At 71.4% G+C, this 20,214-nt stretch carries 12 protein-coding genes; 6 read left to right on the top strand and 6 right to left on the bottom strand.

Annotation, left to right across the window (positions count from 1 at the left end; translation table 11 throughout):
- Positions 1 to 33 precede the first annotated feature (33 nt).
- Positions 34 to 1,635, top strand: coding sequence for an FAD-dependent monooxygenase (locus FXF51_RS31480; protein ID WP_148438329.1), 1,602 nt, complete (start codon positions 34 to 36; stop codon positions 1,633 to 1,635).
- A 63-nt stretch (positions 1,636 to 1,698) separates the two neighbouring features.
- Here FXF51_RS31480 and FXF51_RS31475 read toward each other — a convergent pair whose 3' ends face one another.
- Together FXF51_RS31475 and FXF51_RS31470 are read right to left on the bottom strand one after the other, a co-directional pair.
- Positions 1,699 to 2,172 (bottom strand): MerR family transcriptional regulator, encoded by a 474-nt coding sequence (locus FXF51_RS31475; protein ID WP_148438328.1) that lies wholly within the window; start codon positions 2,170 to 2,172, stop codon positions 1,699 to 1,701.
- Between the two features lie 19 nt (positions 2,173 to 2,191).
- The gene (locus tag FXF51_RS31470) at positions 2,192 to 3,064 is read right to left on the bottom strand and encodes an SDR family NAD(P)-dependent oxidoreductase (RefSeq protein ID WP_148438327.1); all 873 of its coding nucleotides are present in this window, start codon (positions 3,062 to 3,064) and stop codon (positions 2,192 to 2,194) included.
- A gap of 204 nt (positions 3,065 to 3,268) precedes the next feature.
- Here FXF51_RS31470 and FXF51_RS31465 point away from each other — a divergent pair, with 204 nt between their 5' ends.
- Together FXF51_RS31465 and FXF51_RS63515 are read left to right on the top strand one after the other, a co-directional pair.
- Positions 3,269 to 6,232 (top strand): AfsR/SARP family transcriptional regulator, encoded by a 2,964-nt coding sequence (locus tag FXF51_RS31465; protein ID WP_148438326.1) that lies wholly within the window; start codon positions 3,269 to 3,271, stop codon positions 6,230 to 6,232.
- A 63-nt stretch (positions 6,233 to 6,295) separates the two neighbouring features.
- Positions 6,296 to 12,244, top strand: a complete 5,949-nt coding sequence (locus FXF51_RS63515; RefSeq protein WP_148438325.1) for an RHS repeat-associated core domain-containing protein — start codon at positions 6,296 to 6,298, stop codon at positions 12,242 to 12,244.
- Positions 12,245 to 12,769: 525 nt separating this feature from the next.
- On the opposite strand, the gene FXF51_RS31455 is transcribed toward FXF51_RS63515, so the two are convergent.
- The gene (locus FXF51_RS31455) at positions 12,770 to 12,970 is read right to left on the bottom strand and encodes a hypothetical protein (RefSeq protein WP_148438324.1); all 201 of its coding nucleotides are present in this window, start codon (positions 12,968 to 12,970) and stop codon (positions 12,770 to 12,772) included.
- Between the two features lie 148 nt (positions 12,971 to 13,118).
- On the opposite strand from FXF51_RS31455, the gene FXF51_RS31450 reads away from it, so the two are divergent.
- Positions 13,119 to 13,472, top strand: coding sequence for a VOC family protein (locus FXF51_RS31450; protein ID WP_222871549.1), 354 nt, complete (start codon positions 13,119 to 13,121; stop codon positions 13,470 to 13,472).
- A gap of 207 nt (positions 13,473 to 13,679) precedes the next feature.
- On the opposite strand, the gene FXF51_RS31445 is transcribed toward FXF51_RS31450, so the two are convergent.
- Positions 13,680 to 14,330, bottom strand: coding sequence for an SDR family oxidoreductase (locus FXF51_RS31445; protein ID WP_148438322.1), 651 nt, complete (start codon positions 14,328 to 14,330; stop codon positions 13,680 to 13,682).
- Positions 14,331 to 14,748: 418 nt separating this feature from the next.
- Here FXF51_RS31445 and FXF51_RS31440 point away from each other — a divergent pair, with 418 nt between their 5' ends.
- Both FXF51_RS31440 and FXF51_RS31435 read left to right on the top strand, forming a co-directional pair.
- Complete coding sequence (locus tag FXF51_RS31440) at positions 14,749 to 17,229, top strand: hypothetical protein (RefSeq protein ID WP_148438321.1); 2,481 nt, start codon at positions 14,749 to 14,751, stop codon at positions 17,227 to 17,229.
- 26 nt (positions 17,230 to 17,255) lie between these two features.
- On the top strand, positions 17,256 to 18,230 hold the full coding sequence (locus tag FXF51_RS31435) for a C39 family peptidase (RefSeq protein ID WP_148438320.1): 975 nt from the start codon (positions 17,256 to 17,258) through the stop codon (positions 18,228 to 18,230).
- A 254-nt stretch (positions 18,231 to 18,484) separates the two neighbouring features.
- On the opposite strand, the gene FXF51_RS31430 is transcribed toward FXF51_RS31435, so the two are convergent.
- Together FXF51_RS31430 and FXF51_RS31425 are read right to left on the bottom strand one after the other, a co-directional pair.
- Positions 18,485 to 19,261, bottom strand: coding sequence for an alpha/beta hydrolase family protein (locus FXF51_RS31430; protein ID WP_148438319.1), 777 nt, complete (start codon positions 19,259 to 19,261; stop codon positions 18,485 to 18,487).
- A gap of 54 nt (positions 19,262 to 19,315) precedes the next feature.
- Positions 19,316 to 20,143: a carbohydrate ABC transporter permease gene (locus FXF51_RS31425; protein ID WP_148438318.1), complete on the bottom strand. Its 828-nt coding sequence runs from the start codon at positions 20,141 to 20,143 to the stop codon at positions 19,316 to 19,318.
- Positions 20,144 to 20,214 lie beyond the last annotated feature (71 nt).

Here is a 20,214-nt window from a genome sequence, read left to right as displayed (position 1 = left end):
GCGAACCCCCAATCGCAGAGGGAGACGGCCCGCATGTCGAACGAGAAGGTTCCCGTACTCATCGTGGGCGGCGCCTACACCGGCCTCAGCACCGCACTCGGACTCGCCTCCCGGGGCGTGAGACCCCTCCTGGTCGAACGACGGCCCACCACATCCACGCTGCCGAAGGCCTGGGGACTCAACCCCCGCACCATGGAACTGCTCTCGACCATCCCCGGCATGGACGAAGAGCTCCGCGCCGCCATCGGCACCGCGGCCCTGCCACAACTGCGCAACGGCGCCACCCTGGTCGACGCAGAACTCGCCGAGATCGACACCGCGCCGCTGCTGGCCATGCTGAAGACCCTTACGCCGGCGCCCGTCTGCTTCCTGTCCCAGGCCACCATCGAGAAACTCATGCGCGCCCGCGCCGAGCACTTCGGCGCCGACTTGCGCTACGGGACCGAACTCGTCTCCTGGACACAAGACGCCCACCAGGTCACCGCGACACTCCGCGACACGGCCGACGGCAGCGAGCACACCGTGCACGCCGACTACCTCGTCGCCGCGGACGGCTACACCAGCCCCATCCGCAACCATCTGGGCATCGCCGTCGAGGGCGGCGGCAAGGTCGGTCACATGTACGTGATCACCTTCGAAGCAGACCTGTCCGCCTACTTCGAAGAAGGCCGATTCTCCATCATCGGCCTGCCCGGCACCGGGACCAGCATCATCTACGACGGCACCACCCTGACCCTCTGGGTCGACTACCTGCCCGATCAAGGGCAGAGCGACGCCGACTTCACCGAAGAGCGGTGCCTCGAGCGAGTCCGCCGCGCCGTCGGCATCCCCGACCTGGAATGCCGCATCGTCAACGCCCGCCCCTTCGCGCTCAACCACCAGCTCGCCGAACGGTTCCGCGCCGGCCGCGTCCTCCTCGCCGGCGACGCCGCACACGTCTGCCCGCCGGTCGGCGGCCAAGGCGGCAACCTCGCCATCCAGGACGGCTACGACCTGGCCTGGCGCCTCGCCCTGGTGGTCACCGGCCAGGCCGGGCCGGCGCTCCTGGACACCTACCAGACCGAACGCCGGCCGGTCGTCAACATCACCCTGGAACGCGAGGTCGCCCTCCAGTCGGTCTCGGAAGGCCGCATCCTGGCGACCTCCGACCCGACACAGCCCGTCCCCACACCCCGCGAATACCTGGGCTTCCGCTACCACTCGCCGGTCATCCGCACCGAACCGGACGACGACGGAAGCCTTCAGGAGGACCCCGGCAACCCCACCGGCCGGCCCGGCTGCCGCGCGCCGCACGTCGAACTCACCCGCGACGGGCGGCCGCTGTCCACGCACGACCTGTTCGGACGGGAGTTCGTCCTGCTCACCGACGAGGCCGGGATCCCATGGACGGACGCCGCCGCCAAGGTCGCCGGCAGGCAGGGCATCACCATCACCGCACACCGGATCGGCGACGAACTGCAGGACGAGGCCGGCACCTGGCACACCCGCTACGGCCTCGAAGCCGGCGGCGCCGTACTCGTTCGACCGGACTCCGTCATCGCGTGGCGCAGCAGGACCGCCGCCGGCGACCCGGCGCGGGAGCTCGACGAGGCCCTCACCGCCGTCCTCGCCCGAGCGCCGCGCGGCCTGGAGTAGCACGGCGGGGAGCCACAACGGCTACGACACGATCGTGGTCACCGCAGGGCCGAAGCCGAGCGCTCAGCCCTCTGGATGCCCGTCGTAGACGCGGATCTTGTATTCGGTCGTCTCCAGGGCGAGAGTGAGCTCGCGGATCTGGCGCACGATGCGGTCGCGCTGGTCGAGCATGATGCGCCGGCGTTCCGGGATGGTGCTCGGGCCATCCTCGACGAGGGCGATGTAGCGTTTGAGATCCTGCATGGTCATTCCCGACAGCCGCATCCGGGTGAGGAAGATGAGGCGGCGCAGGTCGAACGCCGAGTATTCGCGGTAACCGGAGGCGTTGCGCGCCGGCCGCAGGAGTCCCTCCTGCTCGTAGTAGCGGAGGGTGTGGGGGGACAGGCCGATCAGGCGGGCGGCCTCGGCGACGCTCTTGGGCGCCGCCGAGGTCTCGATCGCGGTGTCGTCGAGAAGTTCGTGCAGCGCGTCGATGACGGATGCGGACGGTTCGTGGCCGGCGGCGAGGATGCGCTCGATCAGGTCTTCGGTGGCCATGTTCGACAGAGTACGGAGCTCAGAACGCGCGTAGCGCCGGCGGCATGCCGGGAAAGTCGGCCGTCTGGCTTACCTGCGCCCACTTTGCGACGTCGCTGAGCGCGTTGCTGTAGCTTCGGGTGAGATTGCGCACGGCCTCGGCGCCGAGCGGAAGCCTGAGCGGCGCGTCGGGCGTGTCGAGCATGTCGCGGATGGCCGAGGCGGCGCGTGCCGGGTCGCCCTCCTGGATGCCGTCGGCCCCGGCCATGTTCGCGCGGACGGCGCCGAGCACCTCGTCGTAGCTCGGGTGCTCGTCCACGGTGCTGAGTACGTCGGCGGCGTTGAAGGCGGTGCGGAAGCGGCTGGGCTCGGCGATGAGGACGCGGACGCCGAACGGCGCGACCTCGCCCGCCAGCGCCTCCGACCAGCCTTCGAGGGCGAACTTGCCGGCCGAGTAGCTGCCGACGGCGGGGAAGGACATCCGCCCGCCCTGGCTGCTCATCTGCACGATCGCACCGGAGCGACGCGCACGCATGTGCGGCAGCACCGCGCGCACGTAAGCGGCCGGGCCGAAGAGGTGCTGCTCGAGCATGTCGCGCAACTGCGCGTCCGTGACCTCCTCCGCGGCGCCCACCTGCCCGGCTCCGGCGTTGTTGACCAGTACGTCGACGTGCCCGAATGCGTCGAGCGCGCGCTGTACGACTGCCGCGGCGGCGTCCGTGTCGCGCACGTCGTGCTCGACCGGCAGCAGCCGGTCACCGTACTGAGCCCGGAGCGCGTCGAACCGGCCGGCCCGCCGCGCCGTGCCGGCCACCTGCTCGCCCGCGGCCAGCGCCGCTTCGGCCAGCGCCAGGCCGAGCCCGGAGCTCGCACCGGTGATGATCCAGGTCTTGGTCCCGTTTGTCGTGGTCATGATGGCGAAGATAGACATTCGAGCGCGCTCGAAGGCAAGCAGGCTTCCCGGGGGGTGCAACGACCGTCGTCCAGTGCTTGGGGACAATTCGGTCACGGCAAGTGCGGCAAGTCCTGACAAGACCTGTGGACGTGTTCTCGTTACGATGCGAGCGGCATCTGACCATGTGAAGCAACGTGTCGGAGGACGTAGCCGGAGGACAACGTGTACGGCGTCGCGTGGTTCGGCATCCTCGGCCCGCTGGAGGTGACGGCGGCGGGCCGGCTGATGCGCGTCTCCGGGCGCAGCCAGCGGGAGCTGCTCGCGGTGCTGCTGCTCAGGGCCAACCGGCTGGTCTCGATCGACCTGCTGATCGAGTCGGCCTGGCCGCACGCCCCGCCCGCCAGCGCCAGGCGGCAGGTGCAGAACGCGGTGGGACGGCTGCGGAACACGCTCACCGGCGGCGGCCTGCCCGGCGACCTGATCGAGACCCGCCCCGGCGGATACCTGCTGCGGGCGATGGCCGACGAGCTGGACACGCTCACCTTCGAGCGGCACGTGGAGCAGAGCAGGCGGGCGAGCGCGGGGCAGCAGTGGGACGAGGCGGTGGCCAGGCTCCGCGCCGGTCTGGCCCTGTGGCGGGGCCAGCCGCTGCCCGACCTGGACAACGATCTGGTGGTGGCCGAGGCGCGGCGGCTGCAGGAGCGGCGGGTCGAGGTCCTGGAGGAGTGTCTGGATCTGGAGCTGAGGCTGGGCCGTCACCACCAGGTGGCGGGAGAGCTGGCGGCGCTGGCGGCGGAGCATCCGCTGAGGGAGCGCGTCTGCGCCCTGCTGATGCTGGCGCTGTACCGCGACGGCCGTACGGCGGAGGCGCTGCGCGCCTACCAGCGCACCCGCCAGGAGTCCGTCTCCGAGCTGGGCCTGGAGCCCGGCCCGGAGCTGCGGCGCCTGGAGCAGGCGATCCTGACCGGCGACGACTCCTTGAAGCCCGAGCCGGCCGTGGTGAGCCCGGTCCGTCCACGCCAGCTACCGCCGGATATTTCGGACTTCACCGGTAGGGAGGGCGTCGCAGAAGAGCTCCATGGCCTGTTACGCGAGGGCGGCGCCGGCAACGCGGTCACCGTCGTGTCGATAGCCGGGCAGGCAGGGGTGGGCAAGACCACGCTGGCCGTCCACGTGGCCCACCGGCTGACCGGCCGCTTTCCCGACGGCCAGCTCTACGTGAACCTCCAGGCGTACCCGATGACGCCGGCCGACGTGCTCGCCCGCTTCCTCCGGGCCCTCAGCCTCCCGGAAGCCGACCTCCCTCGCGGGCTGGAGGAGCGGGCCGAGGAGTATCGGTCGCGGCTGGCCGACCGGCGCGTGCTCGTGGTGCTGGACAACGCGGTGGACGAGGCGCAGGTCCGTCCGCTGATCCCGGGAGGGCGGGGGTGCGGCGTGCTCATCACCAGCCGCCGCAGGCTGGCTGGGCTGCCGGGAGCGCGGCTGACCGAGCTGGAGGTCCTGAGCGTGGACCAGGCGGTGAGCCTGCTGACCCGGGTCCTGGGCCGCGAGCGCGTCGCGGCCGAACCGCGGGCGGCCCGCGGGCTCGCGCGGTTGTGCGGCGGGCTGCCCCTCGCCCTACGCATCGCGGGCGCGCGGCTCCTCACCCAGGACTGGCCGCTGGAGCGCCTGGTCGACGCCATGGCCGACGAGCGCGGGCGGCTCGACGAGCTCTCCTACAGCGACCTCGAGGTACGCGCCAGTCTCGCGCTCAGCCACCGCGGCCTCAGCGAGCAGGCTCAGCGGCTGCTGCGCCTGCTCGCCCACCTCTACGCGCCCGACGTCGCCGCCTGGACCTGCGCCGCGCTGCTCGACCTCGAGGTCGCCGAGGTGCGCCCGCTCATCGCCGAGCTGGTGGAGGCGCGGCTGCTCGCGGTGTCGGGCGCCCGCTACCACCTGCACGACCTGGTCCGCCTGTACGCCAAGGAGACCGGCACGCAGGATCCGGCGCCGGCCGTCGCCAGAGCCCTGGGCGGCTGGCTGGCCCTGGCCGAGCGGGCGCACACCGTACTGTCCGGAGGCGACTTCGCCACACTGCACGGCACCGCCCCGCGCTGGACGCCCGCCGTACGGGAGCGGGCGGCGGCCATCACCGAGGACCCGCTGGCCTGGTACGACACCGAACGGGTCAACCTCGTCATGGCGGTGCGGCAGGCCGCGGACGCCGGCTTGGACGAGCTGTGCTGGGATCTCGTGGCCAGCTCCTACACCCTGTTCCTCACCCGGGCGCACAACGACGACTGGGAGGAGACGCTCAGGTGCGCCCTGGCCGCCACCCGGAGGAGCGGCAACCGCAGGGGAACCGCGGTCATGCTGATGGGCCTGGGGCTGCTGGGCGCCTACCGGCACCAGTACGCCGAAGCCGTGGTCGTGCTGGAGGAGTCGGTCGGCACCTTCCGCGACCTCGGCGAGACCCGCGGCCTCGTCTACGCCCTGGGGGTGGCCGCCCACGTGGACGGCATGCTCGGCCGTTACGAGCAGGCCGTCGTCCGTCACGAGGACGCGTTGCGGGCCCATCGCGCCCGGGGTGACCGTGGCGCGGAGATCCTCCTGCTCAGGTCCCTCGGGCAGCTCCTGGTGGAGATCGGCGCGTTCGACCGGGCGCTGCCGTACCTGGAGCAGGCCTTGGAGGCGGGGCGCGCCGGTGACCCGCGCATTCGGGCCGAGGTGTTCTACTGGCTGGGCCAGCTTCGTCTCGGGCACGGGGAGATCGATGGGGCGGAGGCGGCGTTCAAGGAGATGCTGGGCATCTCCGAGGAGCTCCGCGATCCGCGGGAGGAGGCCGAGGCCCGCTACGGCCTGGGCCTGGTCCGGCTGGAGACAGGGGCGCTGGGCGCGGCCACCGGGCTGCTGCGGGAGGCCCTGGAGCTGAACAGGCCGCTCGGCGAGCCGCTGACCGATGGCAGGATCCGGGTCGCGCTGGGCATGGTGCACCACCGGCGAGGGGAGGCCCGCCAGGCGATCGACCAGCTCTCCACGGCGATCAGCACCTTCGCCGGCCTCGACGCCCCGCTGTGGGAGGCGCGCGCCTGCCGGGCGCTGAGCGAGGTGCACGGTGACGCCGCCGCCGCGCGGAGGCTCCGGGAGCGTGCTCGTGACCTGTTCCTTCAGGTCGGCTCGCCGGAGGCCGAACGAGTGCACTTATGACGGACTTATGACGGCGGAAGCTCAGACTGAGCCTGTTTTGACTTCTCCCCCTCAGGAGTCATCGTGCTCAGCAGAATCCTCATCATTGTCACGCTGTTATGCGGCGGCCTGACCGCACCCGCGCTCGGGGACACGCTCGGAGACACGGCCGCGCGAATGGCGCCGCCGGAGCTGGACTGGCGCGCGGCGCTCGGGAGATCGGCCGCCCCGCCGGGCTCGCCACGGGTCACCGCGATCCGGTCGGCGCCCGAGGTGCGCAGCACCCCGGCGCCCGAGCCGCGACGCACCGAGCTTCCGGCCGCGACGTCGGCCGAGGTGAGACTGGACGCGAAGGCGCAGCGCGTCGGACCGCTGGAGGTGAGCGGGGCCGCCGGCACGACCGCGCGGGTGGAGGTGCTGGAAGAGCGGCCGGGCCTGCCGGGGCTGCTGTTCCGGATCTCCGCGGCCACCAGGGTCTCCGTCGACTTCGCCGGCTTCGCCGAGCGCTACGGCGCGGGATACGCCGACCGGCTCAAGCTCGTCCGGCTTCCCGAGTGCGCCCTGACCGGCGCCTGCGAGCGCCGGCGCGCGCCCTCGCTCAAGGACGGCACCGACCGCCCGGTCGTGCCGTCGGTGAAGAGCGGGACCAAGCTGAGCGCGGAGGTCCCCGCCGGGCTGTTCGCGGTCACGGCCGGCCCCGAGGGCGAGGAGGGCTCGTTCAAGGCGACGCCGCTCGCGCTCTCCGGCGACTGGCAGGTCATCACGGGATCGGGGAACTTCACCTACAACTACGACGTGCCGCTGCAGCAGGCGCCCGCCGGCCCGACGCCGTCGCTGAGCCTGAGCTACTCCTCCGGCGCGGTGGACGGCATGGTGTCGGGCAAGAACACCCAGAGCGGCCCGATCGGGCTGGGCTGGGGGGACTTCGCCGACGCCTTCATCGAGCGCCGCTACAACTCCTGCCGCGCCGACGGCCAGGGCTCCGACGACCTGTGCTGGAAGTCCGACAACGCCACCATCTCGCTCAACGGCCGATCGGGGGAGCTGGTGCCGCTGCCCGGGACGCCGACGAAGCAGTGGCGGCTCAAGGACGACCCCCGATGGCGGATCGAGCAGTTGACCGGCGCGAAGAACGGCGACAACGACGGCGAGCACTGGAAGGTGACGACCCCTGACGGCGTGCAGTACTTCTTCGGCCGCGGCGTCAACCCCGACGTCGGGGTGGAGACCCACTCGGCGTGGACGGTGCCGGTGTTCGGCGACGACGCGGGCGAGCCGTGCAACGCCGAGACCCCGCTGCCGTGGTGCGCGCAGGCGTGGCGGTGGAACCTGGACCTGGTCATCGACCCGCACGACAACGTCCAGCAGTACGAGTACCGCAAGGAGATCAACCACTACGCCGCGCTGAACGGCTGGCCCGGCTTCGAGCACACGGAGTACGTCCGAGGCGGCGCGCTGGAGCTGCTCAAGTACGGCAAGCGGCGGGCCGCCGGCGAGACCGAGCCGTCGGCGCGGGTCACCTTCGACCTCGACTACCGGTGCGTGGACCTGGCGGCGGGCTGCTCACAGCCGACCGCGGCCACGGCCGCGAGCTATCCCGACACCCCGGTCGACCTCATGTGCTTCACCGAGGTGTGCACCGAGCACTCCCCCACGTTCTTCACCGCGTTGCGCTACGTCTCGCTGACCACGCAGGTCGAGGTGGGCGAGGAGAAGTTCGCCGACGTGGACCGCATCCTGCTCTCCCACGCCTTCCCCGACCCCGACCCGAACCGGACCGGGGACCAGAAGCTGTATCTGACCGCGATCCAGCGCAAGGGCATGTCCGAGGAGGAGCGGATCACGATGCCGCCGGTGACCTTCTGGCCGACCCTGCTGAGCAACCGGGTCGACACGGCGGGCGGCCTGTCGGCGATGCCGCACTACCGGGTCGGCGTGGTGACCAACGAGACCGGCGGGCAGGTCATCGTCACCTACGGCCGGCCGCACCCGTGCCCGACCCCGATCCCCGATCCGCCGAACTGGCACCTCAACACCCGCGACTGCTTCCCGCACTGGCACGCGCCGGACGGCGGGACCGCGGGGTTCGCGGTGTTCCACAAGTACGTGGTGACCCAGGTGGAGCAGCGTGACACCGTCGGCGGCAGCCCCGCGATGATCACCTCCTACAAGTACGGCGACCAGGTCGGCGCGGGCTTCCCCAACGCGGCCTGGCACCACGACAGGGACGAGTTCGTCTCCAACGCCAACCAGACCTGGTCGGAGTGGCGCGGCTACGCCGACATGCTGGTCACGCAGGGCGGCGGGCGTACGCAATACCGGCTCTTCCGCGGCATGAACGGCGACAGGCTGGCCGGGGACCCGTTCCCCGGGCCAGGCTCGCGGGTGGCCAGGACCTCCAGCCTGGACGGCACCGTCACCAACGTCAGCGACGAGAACTGGCTGGCCGGCGGGGTGCTCGACCAGCAGGAGCTGCGCGCCGACGGCAGCGTCGAGCACGGCACGGTGACCGGCTACCACGCGCAGCGCACCGTGGACGCCGCCGGGCCCGATCCGCTGGACGACGCCTGGTTCGTCATGCCGAGCGACCGGGTGGAGCGGCGGCGCGACCCCGCCGGCGGCGCTCTGGTGCGCAGCCGCTCCCAGACCGTCTACAACGGGCTGCTGGGCACGCCGGACAAGGTGATCGAACACGGCTGGCTGGCCTCGGCCGGTGACGAGCGGTGCACGGTCACCGTGCCCACGGTGAACGCCGACCGCTGGCTGCTGGACCTGCCCGCGTCGGTCACCCGCTACGGCAACGCCACGTGCGACGGGCCCGAGCTGGCCCGGGAGGAGTACGCCTACGACGGCGGAGCGTTCGGCGCGGCGGCGACGGCGCGCGGCGACCGGACCGGCGCACGCGTCAAGATCACCAGTGCGCCGACCTGGGCGACGACCACCACGACCTACGACAGGCTGGGTCGGCCGCTGAAGGTGACCGACCCCAACGGGCACACCACCACGACCGCCCACACCCCGGCGATCAGGTATCCGGCGACCACGACGGTCACCGACCATCTGGGGCACAGGACCACCACGGCCTGGTTCCGCCCCCGGCAGGCGCCGAAGGCGACCACCGACGCGCGGGGCGCGCGGACCAGCTTCTCCTACGACGCGCTGGGCCGTACGCGCACCGTGCACCGGCCGACGGAGCAGGGCGGCGCCGCCTCCTACGAATTCAGCTACGATCTCGACCCCGGCAAGACCAGGCCGGGCGTGGTCAGGACCCGCAGGCTCCAGGACACCACCAGGTACGTGGACTCCTGGGTGCTGCACGACAGCTGGCTGCGCCCGCGCCAGACCCACGTGCTGTCCCCCGAATCCGGCAAGGTGATCGTCACCGACACCCGGTACGAGGGGCGCGGCCTGGTCGCCGCCACCTCCCAGCCGCAGGCTCTGACCGGCACGGCCGGAGCCGGACTGCTTCCCGTCCCGGCGGGCGGCTGGGCGAACGACGAGACGACCGCTTATGACGAGCTCCGCCGTCCCGTCTGGCAGATCTCGTGGACCGCGGGCGCCGCCCGGCGCTCGGTCGTCACCGACTACACGCACGACTCGGTGACGACGACCCCGCATCCTCTGGCGGGCGGAGTCGTCCGCACGGTCAGCGACGCACACGGCCGCGTGACCAAGGTGGAGGAACGCGACGGCGCCGCCTGGCGCCCCACCCAGTACGGCTACGACAAGGCCGACCGGCTCACCACCATCACCGATCCGGCGGGCAACACCATCACCAACGCCTACGACCTCGCCGGACGCAAGATCGCCATGACCGATCCCGACATGGGCGCCTGGACCTACGCATTCGACGCGGCCGGGAACCAGACCAGAGCGACCAGCGCCGCCGGCACGCAGGTGCACACCCTCTACGACGCGCTGGACCGCCCCGCCGAACGCCGCAGGGACTCCCCCACCGGCGCCCTGCTCGCCAAGTGGGAGTACGACGCGGCCGGGGAGACGGGCCTGCTGGACAAGACCACCCGCGTGGAGGGCGGCAGCTCCTACGTGGTCGACGTCACCGGCTACGACGGCCGGGCCAGGCCCACCGGCCAGACCTGGATCTTCCCCGACGCCAGCTACACCGTCGGCTACGGCTACGACGCCGCCGACCACCCCACCCGCGTCACCTACCCGGCCGTCGGAGGGCTTCCCGCCGAGACCGTGACCACCACCTACAACGACGTCGGCCTCGCCGCCACCATGACCGGCGCCGCCGAGTACGTCTGGGCCGCCCTGTACGACGACCGGGCCCGCTCGGTGTGGAACCTGTCCGGGTCCAGGTCCGTGCCCTTCAGCCGGGTGACGGAGTACGACGCCGACCAGCGCGTCAAGGCGATCAAGGCGGGCGGCGGCGGCACCACGCTGCAGGACCTGCGCTTCGCCTACGACGACACCTTCGGCGACGTCGTCGACCGGCTCACGACCCTGAACGGGCAGTCGTGGCGCGAGTGCTTCGACCACGACGACCGCCGGCGCCTCACCCGCGCCTTCACCACGACGGGCACCTGCGCGACCGGCACCCCCGGCACCGGCGCCAACGCCTACGACCACGCCTACACCCTCAGCGTGGACGGCAACCTCACCCGGCGGGCCGAGGGCGGCACGCCGATCGCCTACACCTATCCGGCCGCGGGCGGCGCCCGGCCGCACGCCCCCACCGCGGTCGGTGGCGACACCTACACGTGGAACGCCAACGGCGACCTGGCGAGCCGTACCGTCTCAGGCCGGACCGAGACGCTCACCTGGAGCCCCGAACGGCTGCTCCTCGCCGCGGGAAGCTCCAGCTTCGTCTACGACGCCGACGGCGAACGCCTGCAGCGCAAGACCCCGGCGGGCACGACCCGTTACATCGACGGCCACGAGATCACCGGATCGAAGGCGGTGCGCACCTACAGGTTCAACGACACGCCCATCGCGATCCGCACGGCCGGCGGTGTGGAGTTCCTGGCCACCGACAATCAGGGATCGGTCCAGCTCAGCGTCCCCACCGGCGCCACGGCCGCCGCTCACGTCAGGTCCTACCAGCCGTACGGCAGGCCGCGCGGCACCGGCACGACCGCCACCGACCGCGGCTGGATCGGCCAGATCGAGGACGCCTCCACCGGGCTGAACTACCTCAACGCCCGGTACTACGACCCCTCGATGGGACGATTCGTCTCCCCCGACCCGCTCTTCGACGTCGCCCGGCCACAGACCCTCAACCCCTACGCCTACGGGCTCAACAATCCCACGGCCTTCTCCGACCCCAGCGGCCTGATCCCCGACGCGTGCGCCTTCAAGGAGGTCCAGTGCTCGTTCAACGGCAAGGGCTGGATCAACGTCCAGCCCGTACCCTCGACTCCCGACCCGCCGCCGGCGGCCCAGGAGCTGTGCGCTCCCGGCAGCTCGGGCAACAACCATCCCGCCTGCGGCCCCAGGCCCGAGCGCGCCACCATCACCGGCGATGAGGACATCACCGTCGAGGACCTCGCCGAACGCGTGAACGACGGCACCGACACCGCGCTCGACGTCACCGAACTCGGCATGGAGCTGTGCACCGACTCCCTCGGCTGCGCCAAGATCACCGAGTTCGTGGAGATGACCGACGGCATCGGCTACGCCACCGGCGCCCTGGGCGTCGTCATCGACTGCGAGTCGGAAGGCTGGACCAGCCAGGCGTGCGTCAAGGGGGCCATCCTGGAGGGCGGCCAGCTGATCCCGGGGGTGGGGGTCGTCTTCCTCACCCTGGACGTGCTGGACCAGTTCGGACTCGTGGATCCCGTCATCGACTTCGTCCAGGAGCTGTTCACCAGCGACGGCCGCAGCCCCGTACGGACATGTGACTCCGGCTCCAGGCCGGAGTACGGGTGCACGCACCTGCCCAGCGGAGGGCAGGGTGAGCACACCGGGTCGGCCGGAGTGCCGCCGCCGTGCGAGGGCTGCGCGGCTCCGCAGGCGGGGGCATGTCCGGTGAGGGGGTGCGACCACAACAGTTACAACCTGGATGACTGATGGCTGGATGGGGGGCGTTCGGCAGCTCGAACGTCCCCCTCTTTCATGGGTTGCCGGAGTCCCAGCCGGGTTCGGGTCGGTTCATCAGCTCGCCACGGGTCCGAGCGCGGCGGCACCGGGTGTTCGCGCCAGCTGGCGGCAGAGCCGGGCGGGCAGCTCCAGCGCGGCGCGCGCACGAACCCCGCAGCGTTGCGGGGCGTTCAGCCCGTCGGGAACCGGACGCCTCAAGCGCCTGCCGGCCCCGACCATCTTCAGGCCGCGGCGGCCTCGAACGCCGTGCCACCCATTTGAGAAAGATCCACAAGGATGAGAAGCCGATCTGCATCGACGGCCACACGGATGGATTCGAGGCCGGAACGAAGTGCGGCCCGCCAGACCGGAAGGTACTCCGACGACGAGGCCTGCGACGTTGGCTACAAGTCAGGAAAGAAGACCTGCCCGCCATCGTAGGCGGATGCCAGAACGGGCCTGTCCGGACGTTCACCGCCGGCCAGGCCCGCAAGGCGCGTCGCCAGGCCGACGCCCTCACGTGTTCTTCTTGCCCGTCTTCCTGCGGACGCGCGCCATCGACGCGGTGTCCTCAACAGCTTGAGCGGCCACCCTCACAGCCGCGCCCGCCTGGCGGATTCGGTAGATGCTCTCATCGGCTTCGAGCTTCTGCCGCAGCTTCAACACGGCTGCTTCGAGCGTCTCCAAGCGTTTGGCCACGTCTGGATTGTCCAGCATGACCTGACTCTACGCCGCAGGTGTGGGCCTGTCAGACCCGTCGTAAGCGCGCCGTCACCGCTTGGTTATCGACCGTTGGCCGCTTCTGCTCGTATCTCGGCTCGTCCCCGCCGGGGCCGGGCCGCCGCTCCTGTCTATGCTCAAGCCCATGGCACTGGAATGGGAACAGATCATCGTCGACTCCGCCGACCCTGTCACTCTCGGGCGCTGGTGGGCCGAGGCTCTCGGCTGGGTTGTGGTCGACGAATCTGAGGAGATCATCGAGATCCGGCCCGAGCCGGACCGGATGCCGGGGCTGCTCTTCGTGCCTGTCGCCGAGGGCAAGGCGTCCAAGAACCGGCTTCACCCCGACTTCCGCCCCGACGACCAGGAGGCCGAGGTCGCCCGGCTGCTCTCCCTCGGTGCCCGGCGCGTCGGCACCGTGCAGGACGAACAGCACTGGGTGACTCTCCTCGACCCGGAGGGCAACGAGTTCTGCGTCCTGGGTGAGCGGAAGAGCTGAGCGGAGGCCCCGCAAGCGTCTACTCGCGCGCCCGCCGACCTCAGGGTGGCGGGCCCTCCGTAGATGTGGGAAGCCCGGGCCGTCACGGAAGCGAAGGAGGCCCCATGAACGTTTCCAGCGATGCCCAGCCGGGGGCGAGCAGGGCGGCCACCGCGCGCACATTCACGCCACCGACAGCCTGAGCGGGACCGCTGGCGAATCGAGGAATCAGTAGGCGAGCTCTCCGATGCCGCCATCGACGCGCAGGACGGTGCCGGCGGTGTAGGCGGACTCGTCAGAGGCCAGGTAGACCGCCGCCTTCGCCAGCTCGGTGGCGGTGCCGATGCGATGCAGCGGCACGGTCCGCCGCAGCTCGTCGTACAGGGCGGCCTGCCGCTCGGGGCCGAGCGCGGCGAACGTGTCCGTGACGGTCGGGCCCGGGCTCAGCCCGTTGACGCGAACGCCCCGCTCCTTCAGCTCGTAGGTCAGCCCGCGCGACAGGGACAGCAGGCCGGCCTTGGCGGCGCCGTAGACCGCCGCGTTCTCGTGCCCGACGAAGGCGGAGACGGAGCCCACGAGGATGACCGACGCCTGCCGGGACAACAGCGGCAGCAGCGCCTTGACCAGGAAGAACGGCCCCTTGAGGTTGGTGGCGAGAAGCCGGTCGAACGCCTCCTCCGTCCATTGCCCGATCGGCAGGTGGGTGACGTCGGCGGCGTTGCTCATCACGACGTCGAGCCGCGGCCACTCCTGCCGCAACCGCGCCGCGAGCGCCGCCTGGCCGGGCACGTCACCGGCGTCGGACCGGACGGGCAGCACCCGGTCACCGCCCAGCCGGCGGGCGGCCCCCTCCAGGCGTTCGGGCGAGCGGCCGGTGATCGCCGGTCTTCCAGGCCGGTGTGCCGGAGGGCTCGTTCAGCGCGCTGCAGGTGACCGGCCGCTGGGTGACGGCAACTTCGTTCTGGGCTGGCTCGATCCCCCGTCGCCGTACCGGCCCGCACCGGGCGGCGGCTTTCCGACCGTTGCGTGGCTCACATGCGCGGGTTCCTCGGCAAGGTGCTGAGGGCCCACCCGGCTCGGGATCATGGACGGGCCACGCTGGGGAGGGTTTCGGGAACTCCCGGCGGTGATCGCATTGACGGGCGGCGCTCGCAAGGTTACGGTCAGGACCGTTATCGCGCACAAATGAACGCCATCACGGAGGTGGTGCTGTGCAGATCCTCGTGAACAGTCCCTTACCCGGAGCGGAGCGGCCGCGGGCCCGGCGCCGCTCCGCGCAGCCGGAAGGCGGCGGCGCGTGAGACGCGCCCTGTGCGGGACGGCCGCGACGGCGCTCCTGGCGGCGCTGCTCACGGCCTTGCCAGGAGCCCCGGCCACCGCTGCCGACCTGCGGATTCTCAACGATGGCTTCGACGAAGGGCTCGTCGGGTGGAGCGGCTCGCACAGCCCGGGCGGCGTCGGCCCCGCGGTGTGGGAGGGGCGCACCACCGCGCGTGTCATCGACACCGACCCGGCCGCCGCCTACGGCAGGGAGAGCATGCCCGGCCTGCCCGCCACGGCCGGCACGCGCTACACCCTCAACGCTCAGGTCTGGACCGAAACCGGCAACGCACACCTGTATCTGCGGTTCAGGGACGCCTCCGGCCGCCTCCTCGCCGGCGGCGCGAACGCCTCGGCGACGGGCCGGCGGTGGAACCGGGTGACGACCACGGGCGTCGCCCCCACCGGCACCGCCACCGTCTCGGCTCTCATCTACTCGGGCGTGGCCGACGTGGGCACCGCCTACTGGGACGAGGTGCTGATCACCAAGGACCTGACCGACCTGGGTGTGCAGATCGAAAGCAGCGCGCCCAACGCCACCACGTTCGCGGACGGCAGCGCCTACGCCCTCTACACCGGCACCGCCGGCGTCAACCCGCAACTCGCGGAGATCGACCTGGCCACCGCGAAGGTGACCAGGAAGATCACCATCCCGGACAGCGCGGCCACGCCCACCGTCGGCGGCTGGGCAGCGGCCACGGCCACCGACGGCAGCGTCTACCTCGGCACCTACCCGAACTCCAAGCTGTACCGGTACGTCCCCGGCCAGTCCACGGTCACCGACCTCGGGCGCGCGGAGGGCGGCTACTCCTTCATCTGGGACCTGGAGCCGGGAGCGGGCGGGAAGGTGTACGGCGGCACGTACAACGACGGCCGCTACTTCAAGTACGACGACGGCGCCTTCACCACGATCGGGGCCGTGCCCATCGTGGCCGACGCGCAGTACGTGCGCAGCCTCGCCCACGACCCGGACGCCAACGCCACCTACCTCGGCACCGGCACGGACGCCGGGCTGGTCAGGTTCGACAACGTCACCGGCCAGGTGGACGACCTGCTTCCGGCGGCCTACGCGCACAGCTCCATGGTGGGCGGGCTGACCTGGACCGGGGGCAGGCTGTTCGCCTGGATCGACCGCACGCTGCTCGTCCTGCGCGTCGCCCGCGAGGCCGGCGGCTCGTACGCCGCCGTCACCGACACCGCCCTCACCGACGTGGACCTGCACCACTCGCCTGCCCGCGACGGCAAGGTGTGGTTCGTCAAGGAAGGGCTGCTGCACTCCTACGACGTGGCCACCGGGTCCGTGCGGGCCACCTCCGCCCGCCCCGGGCTCGACGTCACCGGCTACACCTGGTCAGGCGGCACGCTCGTGGCGCTCGGCGCGGCCGCGGACGGCACCAGGATCTTCACCTACGACCCGGCGACCGGCGGCTCCAGCAGCAGGCTCGTCTCCGGCGCCCCCGTGCTGCCGGCCGCCATCAACGCGCTGGGCGCCGGCCCCGACGGCCGCGTCTACACCGGCGGCTACCTGACCGGCGGCACCGGCGTCCACGACCCGTTGCGCGGCGACGGCGACGACAGCAGGCCCGACACGCCCACGCTGGCCGGGCTCGACCAGACCGACAGCGTGCTGGCCCACGACGGGAGGCTCTACCTCGGCGTCTACCCGTCGGCCAAGCTCTACGGCTACGACCCCGGCGGCTCCTGGCCGCCGGCGCTCCTGTACACCGGGGGCGCGGCGGGCGACAAGGCCGACGACTGCGAGCCGGGCAACGGGCCGCCGCCGCAGGACCGGCCTTACGCGCTCGCCGGCGGCCCGGACGGCGCCGTCTACATGGGCACGGTGCCGAAGTACGGCAAGCGCAGCGGCGCCCTGACCGTCTGGAAACAGGGCACTGCCGGGCGGACCCTCTGCGTCGTCCAGAATCAGTCCGTCGTCTCGCTGGCCTACGCCGGAGGCAAGCTGTTCGGCGGCACGTCCACGCGCGGCGCGCTGGGCGTGGACCCCGTCTACGCGCCGGGAGCCTCGGCCACGCTCTTCTCCTTCGACCCCGCCACCGGCGCCGTGCGCCTGCACCCCCTGCCGCTGACGGCGCCCAAGGCCGTCACGGCCCTGGCGGAGGTGGACGGCGAACTGTGGGGCCTGGCGGGCGGCTCGTTGTTCACCCTCGACCCCGCGCAGCCCGGGACGATCGCCACGGAACGCCTGTTCCCCGACCCCGACTACGCCGCCAGGCCGAGCCTCGCCTGGCGTGACGGGGTGCTGCTCACCGTGGCGCAGGACCCGGACCACGTGTACGGCACTCTCGGCGACCAGATCTTCCGCGTCGACAGAGCGACGAAGACGGCGACCGTGCTGCTGACCGTGGCCGGGATGGAAGGGCTGACGGCCGACGGCTTCGGCCACCTCTACTACAAGATCAATGAACGGCTGTACCGGTTCGCGATCCCGCGGCCGTAAGCACCCCCTGCCGAGAAAGCGAACCCATGCGAAGAATCCTCACGGCGTTACTCGCGCTCCTTACGGGGGCGGTGGTCGCGGTCGTCGCCGTGCCCGCACTCCCCGCGCAGGCCGGGATCTGGCACGAGTACCCGTCGCCGGCGAACAGGACCTGCAGCGACACCCGCGTGTACAACGGCACCGCCTACCAGGTCTGCCTGGAGTTCAACTACGCCCGCACGCAGGTCCGCAGCGTCGCCTTCGTCAACCCGGGCGCGTACACCAACTTCCAGGTGAACCTGCGCCTGTGGTTCGGCGGAGGCGGCGCCGACATCTCCGACTCGTGCCCGACGATGACCACCAACGCCAGCAGGGCCTGCTACACCGCCTTCACCGACCTCAGCCGTCCCTACGTCGTCACCCAGGCCACCTTCGGCATCGCCGGGGCGTGGCAGCTCCCGGTCCGGGCCCTCGACATGAGACTGTCCGCCAAGCAGCAGGAACGGGACAACTGGTGCGGGCCGGGCGCCGTACAGACCACACTCGCCACGATCGGCATCTCGGCCCCGCCCCAGTCGGAGCTGGCCGTCAAGCTCCAGACCGACGAGACCCTCTACGGCGTGACCATGCCGGGCAGGATCCCCGGCACGATCAACTCCTACCTCTCCGATTCCGACTGGCAGTACAAGTGGGAGGAGATCTACGTCGCCAACGGCCAGACCTACGAGGCGGGCATCGACCGGATCGTCACATCCCTGTCGCGCGGCAGACCGGTGATAGTCCTGGTGATCCCGGGCAAGCTGCCCTGGTGGAACACCTCCACGCCGACCCTGCGGCACTATCTGACCATCCACGGTTACGGCGGCGTGGTCCACGCCGACGGGTCCGTGCATCCTTCGACGTTCAAGGTGGCCGACTCCGCGGACGGGAGTGAGCACTCCATCGACGTGGACAAGCTGCTCCTGGACAACGCCAACCTCGCCTGGAACGGGATCGACACCGTCGCCATCGTACGGACCTGACCCCGGCCCGGAGGGCGGGCGCGTCCCGGCGCGCCCGCCCTCCGGTGCAGGTGCCGCTCAGTGATCGGGTCGTGGACGGACGCGCCCACCGCCGGCGCCTGACGGCCCGAGGACTGAGAGGTGCCGCCGCGTGCTACGGGAGCCCCGCGCGGGCCTCGCTCGGAGTGCGGCCGGACTCCGCACGGAAGAGGCGCCTGCTCGGCCCGCAGGATGTCGGCCCGGCTGTCGCCCTTGACGTTGATCCGCAGTGGGCGTCAGGGTGAGGGCTCCAGGTGCGCGAGCAGGAACCGCAAGGTGGCCCGGTGCAGCCGAGCGCGGTGCGGCACGGTGGACCAGCCGTGGCCTGCGCCCTCGACGACCACCAGCTCCGCGTTGCCGGTGTAGTGGTCGAGGTAGCGGCGGGCGTAGGACAGCGGCGCGATGTCGTCGCGGTCGCCGTGGATGATGCGCACCGGCCCGGTGTACGGGCGGGAGCGGCCGTACACGTCGAGGCCGGCGATGTCGTCGACCAGGGCCGGGCTCATGCGATGACTGTCGGCGTCGAAATAGCCCTGCTCCTTGAGCTCGGCGCGGATGTCGCGGCCCTTGAGGAAGCCGGCGCCCACCTCGAAGGGGGCGACGGCGGCCGGCGACCACAGGCACGCGGCCCGGATGCCCGGCTCCTCCGCGGCCACGATGCCGGCGACGACGCCGCCCATGCTCATGCCGACCAGCGCGATCCGGCCGGGGTCGGCGAAGCCGAGGTCGCGCACGGCCCCGATGACGGAGCGGGTCTCGGCGATCTCGCCGGTGATGGTGACGTCGAAGAAGTCGCCGTCGCTCTCGCCGTGCCCGGACAGGTCGAACCGGACGGACGCGATGCCGTGCTCCTCCAGCAGCCGCGCCATCAGGACGAATGAGCGGTTCTCCATCCGGTTGCTGGAGAACCCGTGGACGAACACCACGGCGGGCCGCCGGGCCCCGCCGTCGGGGAGGTGCAGCGTGGCGCGCAGGGCGAGCCCGCGGTGCCGGAAGTCGTGGCTTCTGATCACGGGGTTCTCCAGTGGCGTCCCGCCGCGCCCGGTTCGGCGTTAAGGCAGGTCATGTCATCCCTTGATGGCTCCGGCCGTCATGCCGGCGACGATCTTGCGGTTGAAGAAGACGAACAGCAGCAGCGGCGGGATCGTGATCAGGACGATGTCCATGAACAGCAGGTTCCACTGGGTGCTGTACTGGCTCTGGAAGTTGTAGAGGGTCACCTGGACGGTGGCGTTGTCGTCGCCCGGGGTGAAGTAGAGCGGGTTGACGAAGTCGTTGAAGACGGCCACCGACGTCGTGAGGATGACGGTGATGGTGACCGGCCGCAGCAGCGGGAAGATCACCCGGAAGAACAGCCGCATGCCGCCGCACCCGTCGATCTGGGCGGCCTCGTCCAGCTCGCGCGGGACGGCCGCGATGAACGCGCGGAACAGCAGCACCGCGTACGACAGCCCGAAGGCGACCTCGACGAGGATCAGCCCGGGCAGCGTCTTGAACAGGCCGATCGCCTGCAGCAGCCAGATCGTGGGCACGATGGCGGGCGGGATGATCAGCCCGGACAGCACCAGGAAGTTCGCCAGCGAGCCGATCTTCCCGGCCCGGCGCTGCAGCACGAACGCGGCCATCGCGGCGAAGATCACGATCAGCGCGACGGAGGCGACGGTGAGGATCGTGGAGTTGACGAACGCGCGCAGCAGCACGTAGTCGCGTGCCTCGACGACGGCGATGAGGTTCCGCACGACCGGCCAGCTCGTCGGCCAGGCGAAGTCCAGGTCGGCGGCCTGGGCCCGGTCCTTGACGGCGGTCAGCAGCATGAACGAGAACGGCACCAGGAAGATCGCGGTGGCCAGGACCAGGGTGATCGTCTCGGCGCTGAGTCTCTTGAGCGTTCTCATGCGGCGACCTGCCTCTTGCCGAGGAAGTAGTTGAGCGGGAGGACGATGGCCGTGACGACGATGAAGAGCAG

The organism is Nonomuraea sp. PA05, assembly GCF_008086045.1.
GTDB lineage: Bacteria > Actinomycetota > Actinomycetes > Streptosporangiales > Streptosporangiaceae > Nonomuraea > Nonomuraea monospora.
This window is presented reverse-complemented; position numbering and strand designations above follow the sequence as displayed.